16 protein-coding genes and 4 tRNA genes are annotated in these 17,914 nt (G+C 72.5%); 17 read left to right on the forward strand and 3 right to left on the reverse strand.

The window, feature by feature from the left end; all coding sequences use genetic code 11:
- The first annotated feature begins 18 nt into the window (after positions 1 to 18).
- From IBX62_02105 to IBX62_02145, 9 genes are all read left to right on the forward strand, one after another.
- On the forward strand, positions 19 to 621 hold the full coding sequence (locus IBX62_02105) for a chemotaxis protein CheW (protein MBE0475878.1): 603 nt from the start codon (positions 19 to 21) through the stop codon (positions 619 to 621).
- A complete protein-coding gene (locus IBX62_02110; protein ID MBE0475879.1) occupies positions 618 to 1,160 on the forward strand; it encodes a purine-binding chemotaxis protein CheW in 543 nt (180 codons plus the stop codon). Before IBX62_02105 ends, IBX62_02110 begins: the two co-directional genes overlap by 4 nt.
- 25 nt (positions 1,161 to 1,185) lie before the next feature.
- Complete coding sequence (locus IBX62_02115; GenBank protein ID MBE0475880.1) at positions 1,186 to 2,409, forward strand: methyl-accepting chemotaxis protein; 1,224 nt, start codon at positions 1,186 to 1,188, stop codon at positions 2,407 to 2,409.
- 39 nt (positions 2,410 to 2,448) lie between these two features.
- Positions 2,449 to 4,752 (forward strand): hybrid sensor histidine kinase/response regulator, encoded by a 2,304-nt coding sequence (locus IBX62_02120; GenBank protein ID MBE0475881.1) that lies wholly within the window; start codon positions 2,449 to 2,451, stop codon positions 4,750 to 4,752.
- Positions 4,753 to 4,766: 14 nt separating this feature from the next.
- Positions 4,767 to 5,843: a chemotaxis-specific protein-glutamate methyltransferase CheB gene (gene cheB / locus IBX62_02125; GenBank protein MBE0475882.1), complete on the forward strand. Its 1,077-nt coding sequence runs from the start codon at positions 4,767 to 4,769 to the stop codon at positions 5,841 to 5,843.
- 175 nt (positions 5,844 to 6,018) lie between these two features.
- Positions 6,019 to 7,629: a hydrogenase iron-sulfur subunit gene (locus IBX62_02130; GenBank protein ID MBE0475883.1), complete on the forward strand. Its 1,611-nt coding sequence runs from the start codon at positions 6,019 to 6,021 to the stop codon at positions 7,627 to 7,629.
- Positions 7,626 to 8,570: a F420-nonreducing hydrogenase gene (locus IBX62_02135; GenBank protein ID MBE0475884.1), complete on the forward strand. Its 945-nt coding sequence runs from the start codon at positions 7,626 to 7,628 to the stop codon at positions 8,568 to 8,570. The genes IBX62_02130 and IBX62_02135 overlap by 4 nt, the downstream gene beginning before the upstream one ends.
- A complete protein-coding gene (locus IBX62_02140) occupies positions 8,563 to 9,972 on the forward strand; it encodes a Ni/Fe hydrogenase subunit alpha (GenBank protein ID MBE0475885.1) in 1,410 nt (469 codons plus the stop codon). The genes IBX62_02135 and IBX62_02140 overlap by 8 nt, the downstream gene beginning before the upstream one ends.
- A complete protein-coding gene (locus tag IBX62_02145) occupies positions 9,973 to 10,218 on the forward strand; it encodes a hypothetical protein (GenBank protein MBE0475886.1) in 246 nt (81 codons plus the stop codon). It abuts the gene before it with no gap.
- Positions 10,219 to 10,281: 63 nt separating this feature from the next.
- On the opposite strand, the gene IBX62_02150 is transcribed toward IBX62_02145, so the two are convergent.
- Positions 10,282 to 10,710: a hydrogenase maturation protease gene (locus IBX62_02150; protein MBE0475887.1), complete on the reverse strand. Its 429-nt coding sequence runs from the start codon at positions 10,708 to 10,710 to the stop codon at positions 10,282 to 10,284.
- A gap of 77 nt (positions 10,711 to 10,787) precedes the next feature.
- Here IBX62_02150 and IBX62_02155 point away from each other — a divergent pair, with 77 nt between their 5' ends.
- The 8 genes from IBX62_02155 to IBX62_02190 all read left to right on the forward strand — a co-directional run bounded on the left by IBX62_02155 (position 10,788) and on the right by IBX62_02190 (position 14,494).
- Complete coding sequence (locus IBX62_02155; GenBank protein ID MBE0475888.1) at positions 10,788 to 11,693, forward strand: glutamate racemase; 906 nt, start codon at positions 10,788 to 10,790, stop codon at positions 11,691 to 11,693.
- Entirely contained in the window at positions 11,684 to 12,433 is a 750-nt protein-coding gene (locus IBX62_02160; GenBank protein ID MBE0475889.1) for an MBL fold metallo-hydrolase, read from the forward strand. The genes IBX62_02155 and IBX62_02160 overlap by 10 nt, the downstream gene beginning before the upstream one ends.
- A gap of 62 nt (positions 12,434 to 12,495) precedes the next feature.
- On the forward strand, positions 12,496 to 13,239 hold the full coding sequence (gene rph / locus IBX62_02165) for a ribonuclease PH (protein ID MBE0475890.1): 744 nt from the start codon (positions 12,496 to 12,498) through the stop codon (positions 13,237 to 13,239).
- Between the two features lie 3 nt (positions 13,240 to 13,242).
- On the forward strand, positions 13,243 to 13,851 hold the full coding sequence (gene rdgB, locus IBX62_02170; protein ID MBE0475891.1) for an RdgB/HAM1 family non-canonical purine NTP pyrophosphatase: 609 nt from the start codon (positions 13,243 to 13,245) through the stop codon (positions 13,849 to 13,851).
- A 175-nt stretch (positions 13,852 to 14,026) separates the two neighbouring features.
- A tRNA-Pro gene (locus IBX62_02175) sits at positions 14,027 to 14,103 on the forward strand.
- A gap of 3 nt (positions 14,104 to 14,106) precedes the next feature.
- A tRNA-Gly gene (locus IBX62_02180) sits at positions 14,107 to 14,182 on the forward strand.
- A 32-nt stretch (positions 14,183 to 14,214) separates the two neighbouring features.
- Positions 14,215 to 14,291 (forward strand) — tRNA-Arg (locus tag IBX62_02185).
- Between the two features lie 126 nt (positions 14,292 to 14,417).
- Positions 14,418 to 14,494, forward strand: a tRNA-His gene (locus IBX62_02190).
- 52 nt (positions 14,495 to 14,546) lie between these two features.
- Here the strand turns inward: IBX62_02190 and IBX62_02195 are convergent.
- Both IBX62_02195 and IBX62_02200 read right to left on the reverse strand, forming a co-directional pair.
- Complete coding sequence (locus IBX62_02195; protein ID MBE0475892.1) at positions 14,547 to 16,295, reverse strand: NADH/ubiquinone/plastoquinone (complex I); 1,749 nt, start codon at positions 16,293 to 16,295, stop codon at positions 14,547 to 14,549.
- Positions 16,292 to 17,788: a monovalent cation/H+ antiporter subunit D family protein gene (locus tag IBX62_02200; GenBank protein MBE0475893.1), complete on the reverse strand. Its 1,497-nt coding sequence runs from the start codon at positions 17,786 to 17,788 to the stop codon at positions 16,292 to 16,294. The genes IBX62_02195 and IBX62_02200 overlap by 4 nt, the downstream gene beginning before the upstream one ends.
- Positions 17,789 to 17,914 lie beyond the last annotated feature (126 nt).

The following is a 17,914-nucleotide window of genomic DNA, read 5'->3' on the forward strand; positions in this document are numbered from 1 at the left end:
CCGACGGACGGACCGCCGATGAGCCCACGCAAGAGCACGAGCGACGGGCCCGCCGCAGGCAAGCGGCGGAAGTCGCGCGCGCCCTCGGGGGAGCGGGCGGGCCGGGAACCCGCCGCCGCGGTGGCGGAGGAGGTCCCGGCGGCGCCCGGCGAGCCGGCTCCCACCGCCCCCTCGCCCCTCCTTTCGGAGAGGCTCGTGGTGTTCCGTCTGGAGGGCCAGCGCTACGCGCTCCCGATCGAGTGCGTCCAGGAGATCCAGCACCTGGTCGCGTACACCGACGTACCCGACCCGATGCCGGCGCTCGTGGGCATGGTGAACCTGCGCGGCGTGGTCGTCCCGCTCGTCGACCTTCGCATCCTCCTCGGCATGGAGCCGCGGCCCTTCACGCTGGAGACACCGATGATCATCGGGCGGCTGGACGAGGCGCTCGTCGCGCTCGCCGTGGACGAGGTCGAGGATGTCGTCTCGGTCACGCCGGGCTGCGTCCAGGATCCTCCCCGGCTGCACGCCCTCACCTCGAAGATGCTCGGCGTGTGCCGGATGGAGCCCGACCTGGTCTTCGTGCTCGACCTTCGCGCGGTCGTGCCCGATCTCGGTCTGGTCGCGGGTGACGTCGCATGAGCGGCGATCCCGCGCTGGGGTCCGCCCTGGACGCCGCGGCCCTCGAGGAGTTGAAGCGCCGGGCGCTGTCGCTCGCGCAGGAGGCCGAGGAGGAGCACGGCGAGGAGTCCCTCACGCTGCTGCTGTTCGAACTCGGCGAGGAGTGCTACGCGGTGCGCGTGACGGAGGTGCGAGAGATCTACCAGGAGTACTCGCTGACACCGATACCCTGCGTCCCCGATCACGTCCTCGGCGTGGTCAACATACGGGGCGAGATCGTGTCCGTGACGGACCTTGCTCGCCTGATGAAGCTTCCGTCGGGCGGATCCACCGAGTGCCTGCCGGCGATCGTGCTGCAGGGGGAGTCGGCGGTCACCGCGGCTGTGGTGGACGCCATAGGCGACATCGTCGAAGTGCCCAAGGACGCGCTGGAACCGCCGGTGAGCATCGTCGGCAAGGTCCACGCCGACTACATCTCCGGTTCAGTGTACGTGGACGACAGGCTCGTGGGGCTGGTGAACCTGGAGCGCGTGCTCCAGCCGGTGGGAGCAGCGGACTGAGGCATCGGAGGAGAGGCGACGTACGATGAAGGGGCTCCTGGACAAGGTCAGGTCGAAGTTCCTGTACAAGTACTCGCTGGTCAACATCGGCCTGGTCATCATGCTCAACGTCATCCAGATGTGGGTGATGTGGTCGCTCTTCGGCGACGCGGTGCGCGGCACCGCCGGCTTCTGGTCGGACGTGCTCATCCTCGGCGCTACCTTCGTCGCTCTCGGCGTCGTGTGGGTCGTCCTCTTCGTCACGATCGGCTCGCGCTTCATGACGCCGCTGGACCGCGTCGTAGACAGTGTGAAGGCGGCATGCCAGGGCGAGGTGGGACGCAAGGTCGCCGTCGAGACCGCGGACGAGTTCGGCACGCTCGCCCACTCGTACAACCAGATGATCGACCTCATCGTCTACCTGATCAAACAGACGCAGGAGTCGTCACGCCGGCTGGCGGAGTCCTCGACCGAGATCCTGACCGCTACCGAGCAGCAGGCGTCGGGCTCGGCGGAGCAGGCCGCCTCGATCAGCCAGACCACCGCGACGATGGAGGAGCTCGCCGCGACGTACCGCCAGATAGCCGACAACGCCGACCAGGTCGTGCGGATGGCCGAGGCGAGTCTCGGCAGCGCCGAGAGCGGGCAGCAGGCCGTGCTCAACACACTCTCGGCCATGGAGGAGATCAAATCGCGCGCCCAGACCTCGGCGAACAAGATCCTCGCGCTGGGCGAGCGCAGCCAGCAGATCGGCCAGGTGCTCTCGATGATCAACTCCATCGCGGACCAGACCAAGATCCTCGCACTCAACGCCGCGATCGAAGCCGCGCGCGCCGGCGAGGCGGGCAAGGGGTTCTCGGTCGTCGCCGTCGAGATCCGCAAGCTGGCCGAGTCGGTGGTGGACTCGACCGGGGAGATCTCGACGATCATGACGGAGATCCAATCGGCGGCCAACGACCTCGTCATCTCCACGGAGCAGGAGCTGAAGCAGGTCCAGGGCGGGGTGGACCTCGCGCACGTGACCGGGGGGAGCCTGGACCAGATCCTCGAGATGGTCGAACAGACCACCGTGGCGGCCAAGGAGATCTCCGCGGCCACGCAGCAGCAGAAGAGCGCCACCGACCAGGTCGTGAAAGCGATGCGGGAGGTCGCCTCGGTCGCGCAGCAGACGGCAGCCGGGAGCAAGCAGGTCGCATCCTCCGCGGAGCAGCTCTCCACGCTGGCTAACGAGTCGAGCCAGGTAGGCGCGGCGTTCAAGATCGTCGGGTAAGGCCCGGCGAGGACCGCCTGCAGCGAAGGGACCGCGAGGATGGTCGAGTTCGACCGCTCGGCGTTCATATCGAAGTTCCAGGAGGAGGCCACCGACCTCCTGCAGCGCCTGAACGAGGGCGTCATCATGCTGGAGAGTGAGCCCGGCGACGCGGCGCTCGTCGACCGGATGCTGCGCGACGCCCACACGCTCAAGGGCAGCTCGCGAATGGTCGGGCTGCTCGAGATCAGCGACATCGCCCACCGCCTCGAGGACATCATGGTGAGGGTGCGCGATAAGGACATGGCGTACTCCGCCGAGCTCTCGGAGTGCTTCTTCGAGGCGCTCGACGCCATGGTGTACCTCTCGGACAACGCCGGCGGCGACACGTCGGCGTTGGACCCGGAAGACCTGCTCGCGCGCCTGGCAGCCCTGACAGGTGGCGGCCGGCGCGAGGCAGCGGAGGGCGTAGCGCATGCGGTGGCCGCCGGGCTCGCCGCGGAGCTCAAGGCGGCTCCGCCGGCCCGGGCGGAGGAGGGAGCGGCGGGTGCTTCTCCGCTTACACTCCCCGGAGGCGAGCCGGATAGAGCGCAGCGCGAAGAGACGCTGCACAAGCGCGAGCAGACCACTGTGCGGATACGCACTCAGCAGGTCGATGCGCTCCTGAACCTCATCAGCGAGGTCGTCATCACGCAGATCAAGGCGGAGCAGCGTGCCAGCGAGCTGCGCGCAGCCGCGACGGAGATGAGCGACATCTGGCAGTCGTGGGTTCGTCTCAAGGCGGGGCTGTCGGCGGTCCAGATGGAGGACGAGAGCCTGCTGTCGACGCTCTCGGACGACATCGAGCTGCTGGATGCGCTGCTGGTCGAGCGAAAGCGCGCCCACGCGGCGTTCACGAAGGACTACGGGGACGACACCTCCCGCTCCTCCACCGTCGTCACGGACCTGCAGGAGCAGGGCATGCGGTTACGCATGTTGCCGGTCTCGACGGTCTTCAACACGTTCCCGCGGGCGATGCGAGAGCTTGCCCGGTCGTACAGGAAGGACGTCGACCTGATCATCGAGGGCGGCGACACCGAGCTGGACAAGAAGGTGCTCGAGGAGATAAACGACCCGCTCATCCACATCATGCGCAACGCCGTGGATCACGGTCTCGAACCGGCCGAGGAGCGGCGCGCGCTGGGCAAGTCGGCCAAGGGCACGATCAGGATGTCGGCCCGCCAGGAGGGCGATCACATCGTGATCGAGGTGGCCGACGACGGACAGGGTATCGACGCCGACGCCGTCCGGGCCACGGCCGTCCGCAAGGGTTACGTGACGGAGAACGAGGCGGCCTCGATGAGCGACCGCGAGGCCACCTACCTCATCTTCGAGAAGGGCTTCTCCACGAGCCCGATCATCACCGAGATCTCCGGCCGGGGCGTCGGCATGGACGTGGTGCGCGAGTTCATCGTCGAGAAGCTCAAGGGCTCGCTGGACGTCGAGTCCACGTCCGGCGAGGGCACCCGGTTCCGCCTCACGATCCCGCTGACGCTAGCGATCATCCGGGCCCTGATGTTGCAGGTCGGCGGGCAGGTCTTCGCGCTGCCGACGGCGTCGGTCGAGGAGACGCTGCGCATCGATCCGTCGAGCATGCTCAAGGTCGAGGGCCGCGAGGTGATCAGGCGGCAGCGCCGAACCGTACCGCTCGTGCGCCTCGGCGACATCCTCGCACTGCCCTCGGAGGCGGCGGCTCCCGGCTCGAAGGTGCCGATAGCCACGGTGGGCTTCTCGGGCCACAGGATGGGCTTCATCGTCGACGCGCTGCTGGGGGAGCAGCAGATCGTGATCAAGAACCTCGGTACGCACCTGTGCAAGGTGGACAACGTCGCCGGGGTCACGATACTGGGGGCAGGGGAGGTCGTGCCGATCCTGAACGTCCCGGACCTGATGGCCAACGCCCGCACGCTCACCGGCGCGCGTCGCAGGGAGTCCGCCGCTGAGGAGAGCAGGGGGCCGCGGCGCGTGTTGATATGCGAGGACTCGTTCACGACGCGCGAGCTCGAGCGGTCCATCTTCGAGGCCGCCGGCTACGAGGTGGAGGTCGCCATGGACGGCGCGGCGGGACTCACCAAGCTGCGGGAGGGCTTGAAGGTCGATGCCGTGGTGACGGACGTGCAGATGCCCAATCTGACCGGCTTCGAGCTCACCCGCGCGATCAAGGGCGACCCGGTGTTGGAGCAGATCCCGGTCGTGATCGTCACCTCGCTGGAGCGCGACGAGGAGAAGGCCGAGGGCATCGAGGCCGGGGCTGACGCCTACATCACCAAGTCCGTCTTCAACCAGGACACGCTGCTGGACACGGTCGAGCGGCTCATCCACTGAAGCAGGGGGGCGCGTTGCCGCACGACAAGCCGATCCGCGTGCTGATCGTGGACGACTCCCTGGTCGCTCGCGAGATGCTCTCGCAGATCCTGGCCAGCGACCCCTCGATCGAAGTCGCGGACACGGCGCGTGACGGCGCCGAGGGCGTCGAGAAGTGTGCCCGGTTGCGCCCGGACCTCGTCACCATGGACATCCACATGCCCAGGATGGACGGGCTTGAGGCCACCGAGCGCATCATGGCCTACACGCCCACCCCGATCCTCGTGGTCTCCTCGTCGGTGTACGGTCCGGGCATAGGGCGCGCCTTCGACGCGCTCGCGGCCGGCGCGCTCGAGGTCATCAAGAAGCCCGAGCCGCGGGACTGGGCGGACCTCCAGCGCATCGGCGCCGACGTGATACGCAAGGTGCGCATCCTCTCGCGCGTGCCGGTGATAACGCACGTGCTCGGGCGCCGGCGGACAGCCGCCGCGCACGCGGTCGCCGACGCGCCGCTCGCCTCGCCGGGCGGGCTCGCCGTCGTGGCGGTCGCCTCGTCCACCGGCGGGCCGTCGGCGCTGCAGACGGTGCTGGGCGAGCTGCGGGAGGACCTGCCCGTGCCGATCGTCGTGGCGCAGCACATCGCCGACGGTTTCGTGCCCGGGCTCGTGGCGTGGCTCCAGGCGGGCTGCGCCATCCGGATGCGAGCCGCCGAGGACGGGGAGCGCATGGTGCCGGGCGTCGTGTACTTCGCCGTCACGGGCTGCAACACGCGTGTCGACGGACTGACGTTGCGCTTCGCCCAGCCCGGTCCCGAACAGCTCTACGTCCCCTCGGCCGACACGCTCTTCGAGTCCGTGGCCGACAGTCACGGCAAGCGGGCGCTCGGTGTGATCCTGACGGGCATGGGAGCCGACGGGGCGGCCGGGCTGAAGCGGCTGCGGGGGGCCGGAGCCCCCACCATCGCCCAGGACGAGGGCTCCTCGACCGTCTTCGGGATGCCCAGGGCGGCCGTCGAGGCCGGGGCGGCCGCGGCGGTGATGCCCGTCACCGTCATCGCCGAGGAGATCGAACGCCTGGTGATGGGCCACCGCGAAGCCGGAGAGGCGTCCTGACACGTCGGTCCCGCTCCCGCGTCGGGCGCTCTCGGAGGCCCCCTTTCGTCCTCTCGGCGAGGTGCGGTTCGCTCCCTGCTATCAAGACCGCCGCGAACAGGGCCGATATCTGATTCCAAGAGGACCCGCCGCCGATCGTCCGGCAGACGCGGCGCGGGCGCCCGTCGGGGAAGGGGTGAGGGCCGTGACTCTCGCTGTATACCTGTCGCGTTGTCGCGGCAGGATCGGTCCCGCGCTGGACCTCGATGCGCTGGCCGGGGAGCTCACGGGGCAGGCGGAGGTCGTCGCTGTCGTCGAGGACCTGTTCGACCCCGAGACGACGTCCCGGATGCGCCGCGACGTCAGCGCGCACGGGCTGGACTCGGTAGTGCTGGGCGGCAACTCGTTCGACCACTACCGGCGCAGCCTGTCGGGACAGCACCTGCGCGAGGCGCTGGTCGCGTGCGGCGTCGACTCGAACCGCATCATCACGGCGAACCTGCTCGAGCAGGTGGCTCTCCCGCACGGCGACGACCCGGCGGGCGCTCGGGGCAAGGCCCTGGCGCTCGTCCGGGTGGCGATGCTGCGAGCGTCGGTGGCGCGACCGACCCCGGCCGAGCAGATCGCCCCTCGCCGCTCCGTGCTCGTGCTCGGCGCCTCCACCGAGGGCTTCGTCGCGGCGGAGCGGCTCCTGCGGCTCGGGTACGAGGTCACGTTGGCCGACAGGGGCGATGCCGCGATCCGCGCTCGCGCAAGCACGCTCGCCGCGACGAGGTCCTACGTGGTGGGCCACCCGGCCACCCGCCTCGTGAGCGAGGCGCGGATCGCCGACGGGACGGGCTGGCTGGGCGACTTCGAGATCGTGCTCGCGACGCCGGACGCGGAGATGCGCGTGGCCGCGGGCGGGCTCTTGCTCGCCGAGCCGCACGAGCCGGCGTGGGCGGCCGAACTGCGCGGGCGTTTCCGGATCGACGTGGACGACGAGGGGTACGCCCGGTCGCTCGACCCACGGACGCATCCGGCCGAGACGGTGGAGCCCGGGGTCATGGTCGTGCCCGTGCGCGCCGACGGCTCGAACGGACGCGACAAGGTGCAGGCGGCCGACGCCGCCTCCCTGGCGCTCGTGCTCGCTCTCACCCGCTCCACCGTGCCGCACGTGCACGACGTCTCGATGGTGGACGACACGCTGTGCGGCGGTTGCGCCTCGTGCGTGAAGACGTGCGCGTTCGAGGCCTGCTCGATCGATGCGGACGGGTTGTCGCACGTGGACGAACGGCGCTGCCGCGGCTGCGGGAAGTGCGTGGTGGGATGCCCCGTCGGTGCTCGCGACGTGCTCAACTCGCCGCACGCGTACCTCACGGGCGCCATCGCCGAGCTCTCCGTCGCGCGCGTGCCGGGCCCCAAGGTGCTCGGCTTCCTCTGCGGCGGCTGCGGCTACCCCGCGGCGGATCGCGCGGGGGAGGACGCCGCGGCCGGGGCGGGAGGCTACCCGGCGTCCTTCCTGCCCCTGCGCATCCCGTGCGGCGGACGGCTCGACACGCTATACGTGCTGGAGGCGTTCCGGGCGGGCTTCGAAGCGGTCACCGTGTTCCGCTGCCGCGAGGGTCACTGCCACAACGTGATCGGCAACCTGGACATGGACCGGCGCGTGAACCTCCTGCGTACGGTGCTGCGCTCGCGCGGCATCGACGACGGCCGGCTGCGGATAGCGGACGTATCGCCCGACGAGGGCGGGGGTTTCGTCGGCCACCTGGAGGCCGTGTTCGCGGCGCTGCCGGAGCTCTCGGCGACCGGAGGTGCCCGATGAGCGGGAACGGGCCGGACCGGCCGACGCTGGCCACGATCGTGCTGGGCGGGTGCATGGGATGCCACCTCTCGCTGCTGGACGCCCACGAGGCGCTGTTGGACCTCCTCGGCGAGGTCGACCTGGTGCACTCACCGCTGACGTGCGGCGACGAGCTGCCCGCCTGCGACGTGCTGCTCGTCGAGGGGGCCGTCGGCAGCGCCGAGGACGAGCGGCGTCTGCGCGAGGCCCGCGGCAGGGCGACGACGCTGGTGGCGCTGGGTACCTGCGCGGCGCACGGCGGCATAGCGGGACTGCGCAACCTCAGCAGGCTGGACGACGTGTTGGCGACCGCGTACGGAGACGGCGCTCCAGCCGGCGAGGGGGTGCCCGCGCTGGCCGAGCGGGTGCGCCCGCTCTCCGCGGTGGTGGACGTGGACCTGGAGGTCCCGGGGTGTTCGCCCAACACCGAGCTCGTGCTGCACGGGGTCGAGGCGGCGCTGGGCCGACGGGAGCCCGATGCGAGGCGCCGCAACCTGTGCGCCGAGTGCGAGCGGGTGCACGAGACGATGCTGCACCCTTCGCGCGAGTTCGTCTCCGACGCCGTCTACGCGCTCATGGAGCTCGAGGCGATCGACCCTGGGCGGTGCTTCCTCGAGCAGGGCGTGCTGTGCATGGGGCCGATGACGCGGGAGGGGTGCGGGGTTCGCTGCGCCAAGGCCAACGTGCCCTGCCGTGGATGCGCCGGCCCGTCACGGCGGGAGTTCGAGCAGGGCGGGAAGGCCATAGACGCGCTGGCCGCCGTCCTGCCGGCGGGCGCGATCATGTTCCTCGACGACCTGATCGGGACCGGCTATCGGTTCACGCTGCCCGTGTCCATCCTGCCCGGGCTCCTCGGATCGGCCGGGGGCGAGCCGGCGCGGGAGGACGCGGAGGACGCGGAGGGAGGCGGTCTCGTTGCCTGAGACGGTGCGCCTGGCGCCGCTGAAGCGTCTCGAGGGGCACGGCCGCGTCACGCTCCACCTCGCCGAGGACGGTACCGTTGGCTCGGCCCACTTCGACGTGACGGAGTTCCGAGGCTTCGAGCGGCTCGTCGAGGGCCGCATGGCGTGGGAGATGCCGCTGGTCACGAGCCGCGTCTGCGGCATCTGCCCGGTGAGCCATCACGTGGCCGCCGTCAAGGCCGTCGAAGCGATGCTGGGCGTGCAGCCGCCCCGGGCGGGCAGGCTGCTGCGCGAGCTGCTCCACCTGGCGGGCTTCGTCCACGACCACGCGCTGCACTTCTTCTTCCTCGCCGGACCGGACTTCCTCACCGGCGATGGCGCCGGCAGCCGCGACATCCTCGGGGTCGTCGAGGGGCGGCCGGACCTCGCCCGCGCCGCCATCGCGCTGCGCAGGACGGGCCAGACGATCGTCGAGACCGTGGGCGGCCAAGGACACCCGGTGACGGCGATACCGGGTGGCATGAGCCGGGGGATCTCCGACGAGACCCGCCTCGAGCTCCTCGGCCTCGTGCGGGAAGCTGTCCCGGAGGCGGCAGCCGCCGAGCGGGTCGCCAGGGAGAGCACGCTGCGCCTGCTCGACGAGCATCCCGGTTTCGGGTCGTCCGCCACGCCGTACGTCGGCCTTCTCGCCGAGGACGGCCGGCTGGACCTGTACGACGGCGCGCTGTCCGTGGTCCTGCCGAGCGGGGCGCTCACGTCGTTCCCCCCGTCCGAGTACCCCGAACACATCGCGGAGCGCACGCTTCAGCACAGCTTCGCGAAAGTGCCGTACCTGCGAGCCGGCGGGGACCGGGGGGTCGTCTACCGCGTGGGGCCGCTCGCGCGGCTGAACCTCGCCGCTTCGACGGGCGGCGAGCGGGCCGACGCGCTCCTGGCCGAGTGCCGGGAGACGCTGGGCGCTCCCGTGCATCACACACTCGCGTACCACTGGGCGCGCATGATCGAGCTGGTCGCGGTGCTGGAACGCATGGAGGCCGTCCTCGGCGACGCCGAGGTGGCCTCGCCGGAGGTGCGCGTACGCGTCTCGCGCGGCGGCGGCAGCGGCGTCGGGGTCGTCGAGGCCCCCCGAGGGACGCTCATCCACCGCTACGAGGCCGACGAGGTCGGCCGTGTCACCGCCGCGGAGCTCATCGTGGCCACGACGCACAACAACGCCGCCATCGACGCCGCGGTAGCCGAGGCGGTCGGCGGAGCCGACGCACGCTCGGGGTTGGACGACGCCGCGCGGCGCCGCATGGAGCTCGGCATCCGCGCCTACGACCCCTGCTTGTCGTGCGCGACCCACGAGGTCGGGCGCATGCCGCTCGAGGTCCGCGTCGTCTCGCCGGAGGGTTGGCCCCCGGGGACGGAGGGGGCGGCGTAGATGGAGCTGAAGCCGCTGATCGACGGGCAGGTGCGGCGCAAGCTGGAGGACACGTTCGGCAGCGCCGTCGCCGTGATGATCATGGCTTCGGCGACCAACGCCGCCGCGGTGCCGATCATGGATCCCTCCCGCGAGGACTTCCTGCGTCTGGTGGACGCGGTCTGCCGCGACCAGAGGGTCCTGGACATGTGGGGCAAGGCCGGCGCGGAGGACGCCGCACGCGCCTGGAAGGAGCTCGTGGGCTGAGCCGGGAGCCTGAGCGACGGGCGAGCGGGAGGTCAGCCGTCACCGCGCCGGCACGGCGCGCGTCTACCCCTCCTCGAGGCGCCCTGCGCCGCGGGGGAGCATCGCCTCCGCCATGGCGGCCGCCAGGGCGGCCACCGGCGAGAGCCCTTCGGCGTGCTCCATCTCCGGCGCGGCCAGCGTGAGGATCTCGGCGGCCGGCGCGCGGCCGTAGAGCGCCTCGGCGAGCGCGAGGAGCCCGGCGGGGTCCAGCGTGTGCGTCGTCGGCCCGGCGAGGAAGGGGGCGGGAAGCACCTCGCGGCGCTCGACGGGGGGCGCGCCGCGCCGCTCGGCGTCCACGAACGTCACGCGGTTCGCGGACGCGATCTCGGCGGCCATCGCCACGTCGAGCTGCGGAGCGGAGAGCACGCGGAGGGCGGGCAGGCCGTCCAGGCGTCGCGCGACCTCGCAGGCGACTCCGTCGTCGCCGCGTGCCTCGTTCCCGATGCAGATCACCAACTCCATCGCAGTCGAGTATATAACGGCGTGCGGCAGGCGACCGCCGCGCGTCCCACGGCGGGCCCGGCCGGACGATGCCGCCGGGTATACTGCTCCCTATGGATGAACGCCCCATCGGCATGTTCGACTCGGGCCTCGGCGGGCTCACCGTGGCACGCGCCGTCGCGGACGCGCTGCCCGGCGAGGACATCGTGTACTTCGGCGACACCGCGCGCTGCCCGTACGGCCCGAGGGACCTGGCCGAGGTCCGCGGCTTCGTGCTCCAGATCGGCACCTGGCTGGCCGCCCGCGACGTCAAGCTGATCGTCGTCGCGTGCAACACCGGCACCGCCGCGGGTCTGGCGCTGGCGCAGCGCGTGTTCGACGTGCCCGTCATCGGCGTGGTGGAGCCGGGGGCGCGCGCCGCGGTGAAGGCCACGGTCAACCGCAAAGTAGGCGTCATCGGCACCGTAGGGACGATCGAATCCGAGGCCTACCCTCGCGCCGTGAGGGCCATCGACGCGGGGGTCACCGTCTTCTCGATGGCCACGCCCAAGTTCGTCGAGGCGGCCGAGGCGGGCATCAGGACCGGCATCTACGAGGTCTCCCGCAGCTACCTCGACCCTCTCAGGCGGACGGGCATCGACACGCTCATCCTGGGGTGCACCCACTTCCCGCTCATCGACACGGCGATCCGCAACGGGATCGGGCGGGGCGTGCAGCTGATCTCGTCGGCCGAGGAGGTCGCCGCCGAGGTGGTCGACACGCTCGAGCGCCGAGGACAGCTCGCGTCGGCCGGCAGGACGGGGCGGCACCGCTTCGCGACCACCGGGGACCCGGGCGAGTTCCAGCGGCCGGGCGGGAGCGTCTTCGGAGGCTCGCTCGGTCACGCGGAACGCGTGGAGCTCGCGGCGCTCGAGTCGCTGATGGACGAGCGCCTGCGCGCAGCGCTGGTCGAGGCCGCGGACGCCGACGCCCGGGAGGTGGCCGCGTGCGAGTGACCGTGCTGGGCTCGGCCGCCTCGTACGCGGGGCCGGGGCAGGCTTGCGCGGGCTACCTGATCCGCTCCGGGGAGGCGCTCGTGCTGACGGATTGCGGCAACGGGGTGCTGGCGAACCTGGGGCGGGTGGCGGACCCTCTCGCCCTGGACGCGGTGATCGTGACGCATCGCCACCCGGACCACGTCCTCGACCTGTTCTCGCTCCAGTCCCTGCTGCGCTACGCGCCCCAGGGCCCGGCGCCGGCGCTTCCGCTGTACGGGCCGCCCGGGTTGATGGAGATGCTGGGCTGCATGCACGACGAGAAGGGTCGCGCCGAGCTCGCCGCGTCCTTCGAGTTCGAGCCGCTCCGCGACGGCGAGGAGTCGCTCTTCGGCGCGCTGTCCGTCCGCCCGGTCGAGGTCGACCACGTCGACCCCACCTTCGCGCTCCGCCTCGCCGACGACGGCGGGACGATGTGCTACACCTCCGACACGCGGTACGGCGAGGCGGTGCTGGACGCGGCGCGAGGCTGCGACCTGCTGCTCGCCGACGCTACGATGCCGGAGGCCTACGCGGGCCGAGCGCCGCACATGAGCGCAGGGGAGTGCGGGCGCCTCGCGAGCGAGGCGGGGGCCGGCAGGCTGGTGCTGACGCACGTCTGGCCGACGAACGACCGCATCGAGATGGCCGCGCAGGCGCGACGCGCCTTCGGCGGTCCGGTGGAGGTCGCCGAGGAGCTCGCCGACTACGACGTCGGCTGATACGCCGACGTCGGCCGGGCGACGACGAGCGGCTCGCGGGAGGGCCGCGGAGGGAGGAGCCGATGCAGCGCGCGGAAGGCCGGGCCGACGACGCCTTGCGGACGGTGCGGATGACGCGGCGCTACCTGCGGCACGCGCACGGCAGCTGCCTGTTCGAGCTGGGCGACACGCGGGTGCTGTGCGCCGCGTCGCTGACCGAGGGCGTCGCGGCGTGGCGGCGGGGCTCGGGCCTGGGCTGGGTCACGGCAGAGTATGCCCTGCTGCCCGCCTCCACGCACACCCGCTCCCGCCGCGAGACGGGGGCAGGCGGCCTGGGCGGGCGCACGCACGAGATCCAGCGGCTCATCGGCCGCTCGCTGCGGGCGGTGATCGACATGTCGGGCTTGGGCGGCGAGTACACGATGAACGTGGACTGCGACGTGATCCAGGCCGACGGCGGTACCCGGACCGCGGCGATCACCGGCGCCTTCGTGGCCGCGCACGACGCGCTGTCCACGTGGCGTGACGCCGGCAGGATCGCCGAGATCCCGCTGGTCGAGCACGTGGCGGGCATCTCGGTGGGCATGGTCGACGGGGTGGCCAAGCTCGACCTGGACTACGCCGAGGACAGCGTCGCCGAGGTGGACATGAACGTGGTCATGGACGGGCGTGACCGCTTCATCGAGGTGCAGGGCACCGGCGAGAAGGCGCCGTTCGACCGCGCCCGGCTCGACGCGCTTCTGGACCTCGGGTCGGCGGGCGTCGAGCGGCTGGTGCGCATGCAGCGCGAGGTCCTCGTGCGCGACCTCGAGAGCTTCGAGGGCTGAGCCGTGGACGCCGGCGTCAGGCGGATAGCGGTGGCCACCTCCAACACCGGCAAGCTCGCCGAGATACGCACAGCGCTGGCCGTGCCCGGCTGGCGCTTCGTCTCCGTCTCCGAGCTGGGCCTGTGGCCCGAGGTACCCGAGACCGGCGAGAGCTTCTTCGCCAACGCGCTCATCAAGGCCGAGGCGGCCCGGGAGCGGTTCGGCCTCGCGGCTCTGGCCGACGACAGCGGGCTGGAGGTCGACGCGTTGGGCGGGGCGCCGGGCGTCCGCTCGTCGCGCTACGCCGGCGAGCCCTCCTCGGACGCCCGGAACAACGAGAAGCTCCTCGCGGAGCTGGCCGACGTCCCCGAGGAGCGCCGGACGGCACGCTTCCGCAGCGTGGTCGTGCTGCTCGACGAGGACGGGACGATGCACCTCGGCGAGGGGACCTGCGAGGGGCGCATCGCGTCCGAGCCCAGGGGCGAGGGCGGCTTCGGGTACGACCCGATCTTCCTTCCCGACGACGCGCCCGGACGCACGATGGCCGAGCTCGGGATGGAGGAGAAGAACGCCGTCAGCCACCGCGGCGCGGCGCTCAGGGCGCTGCGCGAGGGCCTGGCCCCCTTCCGCTAGGGGCGGCGGCCGGACGCACGGCCCGCGGGGGCGTCGGGGCGGCGGGCCGAGCCGCGGAAGACGGGAGAGTACCGCAAGGTCCGCGGGGGAAGACACGTTTGCGAGCCCCGGTGGGCACGGCCTATACTTAACGGGCTCCGAGGGGGCCCGGCAGGTGACGTGCGGGACCCGGCGTCGGGCCGTGGCGCAGCTTGGCAGCGCACCTGCTTTGGGAGCAGGGGGTCGCCGGTTCGAATCCGGCCGGCCCGACCATGAGCGGCCGTAGTTCAATCGGTAGAGCATCAGCCTTCCAAGCTGATTGTTGCGGGTTCGAGTCCCGTCGGCCGCTCCAGGAACGACCCCACCGCCGGGTGGTTGACATAGGCGCCCGTAGCTCAGCTGGATAGAGCAAGAGACTTCTAATCTCTAGGTCGGGGGTTCGAATCCCTCCGGGCGTGCCAGACCTTGCCGAGGGGCCCCGCCGCCCGGGTCCCTCTCTCCTCTTCCGGGTCGCGCGGTCACGTTGACAACCGCTTGCCGGCGCGGGTACCGTGTCACTTCGCGGCACGCAGGCGTGCCGTTCCATGGTGGGTGTAGCTCAGCCGGTTAGAGCGTCGGACTGTGGCTCCGAAGGTCGCGGGTTCGAGTCCCGTTACCCACCCCAGAGAGGTTCCGAAGGCCCGCCGGGGAGATCGGCGGGCCTTCCGCGTGCCGCATCACCTCCCCGCGCCGAGGACCGCCAGCAACGCGAATGCGGCGGCGAGCGCGAGGAAGACCGTGCCCGCGACGTTCCACGCCGTAGCTCGGTCCTCGGCGATCGCGAGCGGCCGGAGCACCCTCGCCAGCGGGGCGGGACGAGCGGGCACGGTCTCCGGAGGCGCGGCCTCGCCGGGCCGGCGCAGCAGCGCGGCGAGGCGCGCGGCGGCCGGCTCGAAGAGCGCGAGCAGGTCCCCCGCGGGGATCGAGCCCTCGAAGCGGGCGAGCGCGCCGCGGGCGGAGAAGGCGGCGGCGGCCAGGGCGAGACCGAGCGCCGGGGCCCACACCGCCGGCAGGAGGTACTCGGCGTCCAGCGCGTGGGCGACCGCGTAACGTGCCGCCTCGCCCGGGAGCAGCCACGGCGCCGCGGCGACCCCCGCGAGCAGCGCGACCCAGGCGGCGATCGCGCCGCTCTGCGGGGCGCCTCCTGCCTCCGGCGGCCGGGCGGCCGCCAGCCAGAGGAACCGCGCCATCAGCAGCGTGGTGCCCGCCGCGGCCAGCGTCAGCAGCGTCACGACGGGGTCGTGCCAGGCCTCCGGCAACGCTTGCGCGCCGCTCTTGAGCGCGGCTTTGGACAGCGCGCCGCCCGTGAGCGGGAGGCCGGCCAGCGCCGCGGCGGGCAGCGCGAGCGCGGCCAGGGAGGACGTCCTCGGCCGGCCGTGAAGGGATCGGGAGAGGTCCTCCCCGAGGAACAGCGCCGCCTTCGACAGGGCATGATGCAGCGCGTAGAGGGCCACCGCGCCCACGGCGAGCACGGCTCCCCCCGAGTACGCCGCGACGCCGACGGCGACGGTCACAAGCCCGAGCTGGCTGATGCTCGAATAGGCGAGCACGTGCCGCGTCTCGCGCTGCATCACGCCCACGGCGGCCCCGAAGTACGCCGCGAGGAGACCCGTGGCCACGAGCATGCCCGCCGACGGTCCCGCCGCCGCGGGCGTCGCGAAGCGCAGCAGTCCGAGGATGCCGGCCTTGCTCGTCGCTCCGGCCAGCGCCGCGGCGGCCGAGGCGGGGGCCGCGGCGTAGGCCAGAGGCATCCATCCGCCGAGCGGGGGCGTGCCCGCCTTCACGCCGAAGCCGGCGAGAGCGAACAGCGCGACGGCCGGCGCGAAGGGCGAGGCGGCCAGCGCGGCGGGCAGCTCGGCGAAGGAGGCGCCGGGCGCGGCGGCGGCAGTCAGCGCGACGGCGGCGAGCACGAGGGCCTCGCCGAGCACGGTGTAGGCGATGTAGACGCGGGCGGCGTGGGGGGGATCCGATGCGTCAGGCGCCGCGCGCGCACCTTCGCGGCCCGCGAGCACCAGCGCGTAGCCGGGCAGCGCCATCAAGGCGAAGCCGGCGTAGAAGGTGATCGGGTCCGCCGCCACGGCGGCGGCCACGTTGCCGGCCATCGAGAGCATCGCCGCCGCCCACGTCGCCGGCCCGCCGAGGTCCTTGCGCGCAAGCGCGTAGAGCACCGCCGCGAGCCACACCGCCCCGGTCAGACCGAGGAAGACGCGCCCGGTGCCGTCCAGCCACACTGCGGCGCCGGCCAGCGCCCAGGGCAGGCGCGTGACCGGGACCGCGGGAAGGGCGACGGCGGCCGCCAGCGCTGCGGCGGCCGGCAGCGGTGAGACGATGCGGGCCGCGCGGCGCAGACCGGCCGGCACGAAGGCCGCCGCGCAGGCCAGAGGGAAGGCCACGAGGCCCACCAGGGCGAGCGCCGCGCCGCTCACGGCAGCGCTCCGAACGCCGGCGCCACGGCTTCGCGTGCCCAGGACAGGGGGCTGAACGGGGCGCCGGCGAGGATCCCGGCCGCGAGCGCCAGCGCGGCGGTCAGCAGTATCGGCACGAGGAGGCGCCAGTCGCTCTCCAGCCCGCGCCGGCGCGGGAGGTCCTCGGCGGGCGGACGGAAGAAGGCGGCGCCGACGATCGGGAGGAGGTACACGGCTGAGAGCAGGCCGGAGGTGGCCAGCAGCACGACGACCCACGCCGCGCCCGAGGAGGCGCCTCCGGCGGAGAGCACGTACTTCGTGGCGAAGCCCGCGCCCGGCGGGATCCCCATGATGCCGAGCGAGGCGAGCGTGAAGGCGGTCATCGTCACGGGCATGCGACGGCCCACGCCGCCGAGCTCGCTCACCTTGTAGACGTGCAGCGTCTCGGCCAGCGAGCCGGCGGTGAAGAACAGCGTGATCTTCATGAGCGCGTGGTGCGCGAGGTGCGCGACCGCCGCCGTGGCGGCGGCGGCGCCGGGCAGCGCGACGCCGAGCACGATGTAGGAGAGCTGCCCCACGGTCGAGAAGGCCAGCCGGCGCTTCAGGTCGTCCTGGGCCATGGCGCGCACGGAGGCGAACACGATCGTGAAGGCGGCGGCTGCCGCCAGGGGGCCGGTGACGCCGAGCTCGGCCGCCCGAGCGGAGCCGTAGACCTCCAGCACGAGGCGCACGATCGCGAAGGCACCGGCCTTGACGACCGCGACGGCGTGGAGCAGCGCGCTCACCGGCGCCGGCGCGACCATCGCCTGGGGCAGCCACCCGTGCAGCGGGAACACGGCGGCCTTCACCGCGAAGCCGGCCGCCAGGAGCGCGAAGATCGCTACCAGCGGGCCGCGCGCCCCCTCCACTCCCGCCAGAGAGCCGCCGGGCACGAACGGGACCGCACCGGCCACCGCGTAGAGCCACACGGTACCGGCGAGCAGGGCGCCGCCGGCCCCTATCGCGTAGCGCAGGTAGACCCTGCCGGCCCGCAACGCCTCCGGGGTCCCGGAGTGAGCGACGAGCGGCCAGGTCGCCAGCGTGAGCACCTCGTAGGCGATCAGGAGCGTGAGCAGGTTCGCCGCGAGCGCCACCCCGATCGCAGACGCGATGCACAGCGCGAAGAAGCCGAAGAACCGTCCCCGGTCGCGGCCGTGCTCCATGTACCCGATCGCGTACACCGTCGTCACGAGCCACAACCCTGACGCTACGGCGGCGAACGTCAGCCCCAGCGGGTCCGCGCGCAGCGCGAGCTCGAGGCCCGGTCCGAGCTGTGGGACCAGGGGCGCCGAGACGCGGGCGGCGTCGCCCGCCGCCGCGGCCGACAGCAGCGCCGCCACGGAGGCCGCCGTGAGCGTCGCGCCAAGGAGGTTCGCCGCGTCGCGGAGGCGGGCGCGGCCCTCCCCGGCTGCCATCGAGCCCGCGGCGGTGGCGGCGGGCAGGGCCACCGCGGCGATCAGGGCGGCGACGGTCATCGGACCGCTCCCGAGACCAGCGCCCCGACCTCGAGCAGCCGCAGCGGGACGGCCGTGCCCAGACCCAGCGCCAGAGACGCCACCGCGAGCGTGAGCGGCACCCAATCCAGCGCCGCGGCGACGGGC

This window comes from Coriobacteriia bacterium (genome assembly GCA_014859305.1).
Classification (GTDB): domain Bacteria; phylum Actinomycetota; class Coriobacteriia; order Anaerosomatales; family Kmv31; genus Kmv31.

Bases quoted from the DNA above. Each gene is read 5' to 3' on its own strand.
- IBX62_02105 (MBE0475878.1), top strand. From the start codon at position 19: ATGAGCCCACGCAAGAGCACGAGCGACGGGCCCGCCGCAGGCAAGCGG.
- IBX62_02110 (MBE0475879.1), top strand. From the start codon at position 618: ATGAGCGGCGATCCCGCGCTGGGGTCCGCCCTGGACGCCGCGGCCCTC.
- IBX62_02115 (MBE0475880.1), top strand. From the start codon at position 1,186: ATGAAGGGGCTCCTGGACAAGGTCAGGTCGAAGTTCCTGTACAAGTAC.
- IBX62_02120 (MBE0475881.1), top strand. From the start codon at position 2,449: ATGGTCGAGTTCGACCGCTCGGCGTTCATATCGAAGTTCCAGGAGGAG.
- IBX62_02135 (MBE0475884.1), top strand. From the start codon at position 7,626: ATGAGCGGGAACGGGCCGGACCGGCCGACGCTGGCCACGATCGTGCTG.
- IBX62_02145 (MBE0475886.1), top strand. From the start codon at position 9,973: ATGGAGCTGAAGCCGCTGATCGACGGGCAGGTGCGGCGCAAGCTGGAG.
- IBX62_02155 (MBE0475888.1), top strand. From the start codon at position 10,788: ATGCCGCCGGGTATACTGCTCCCTATGGATGAACGCCCCATCGGCATG.
- rph (MBE0475890.1), top strand. From the start codon at position 12,496: ATGCAGCGCGCGGAAGGCCGGGCCGACGACGCCTTGCGGACGGTGCGG.
- IBX62_02200 (MBE0475893.1), bottom strand. From the start codon at position 17,788: ATGACCGTCGCCGCCCTGATCGCCGCGGTGGCCCTGCCCGCCGCCACC.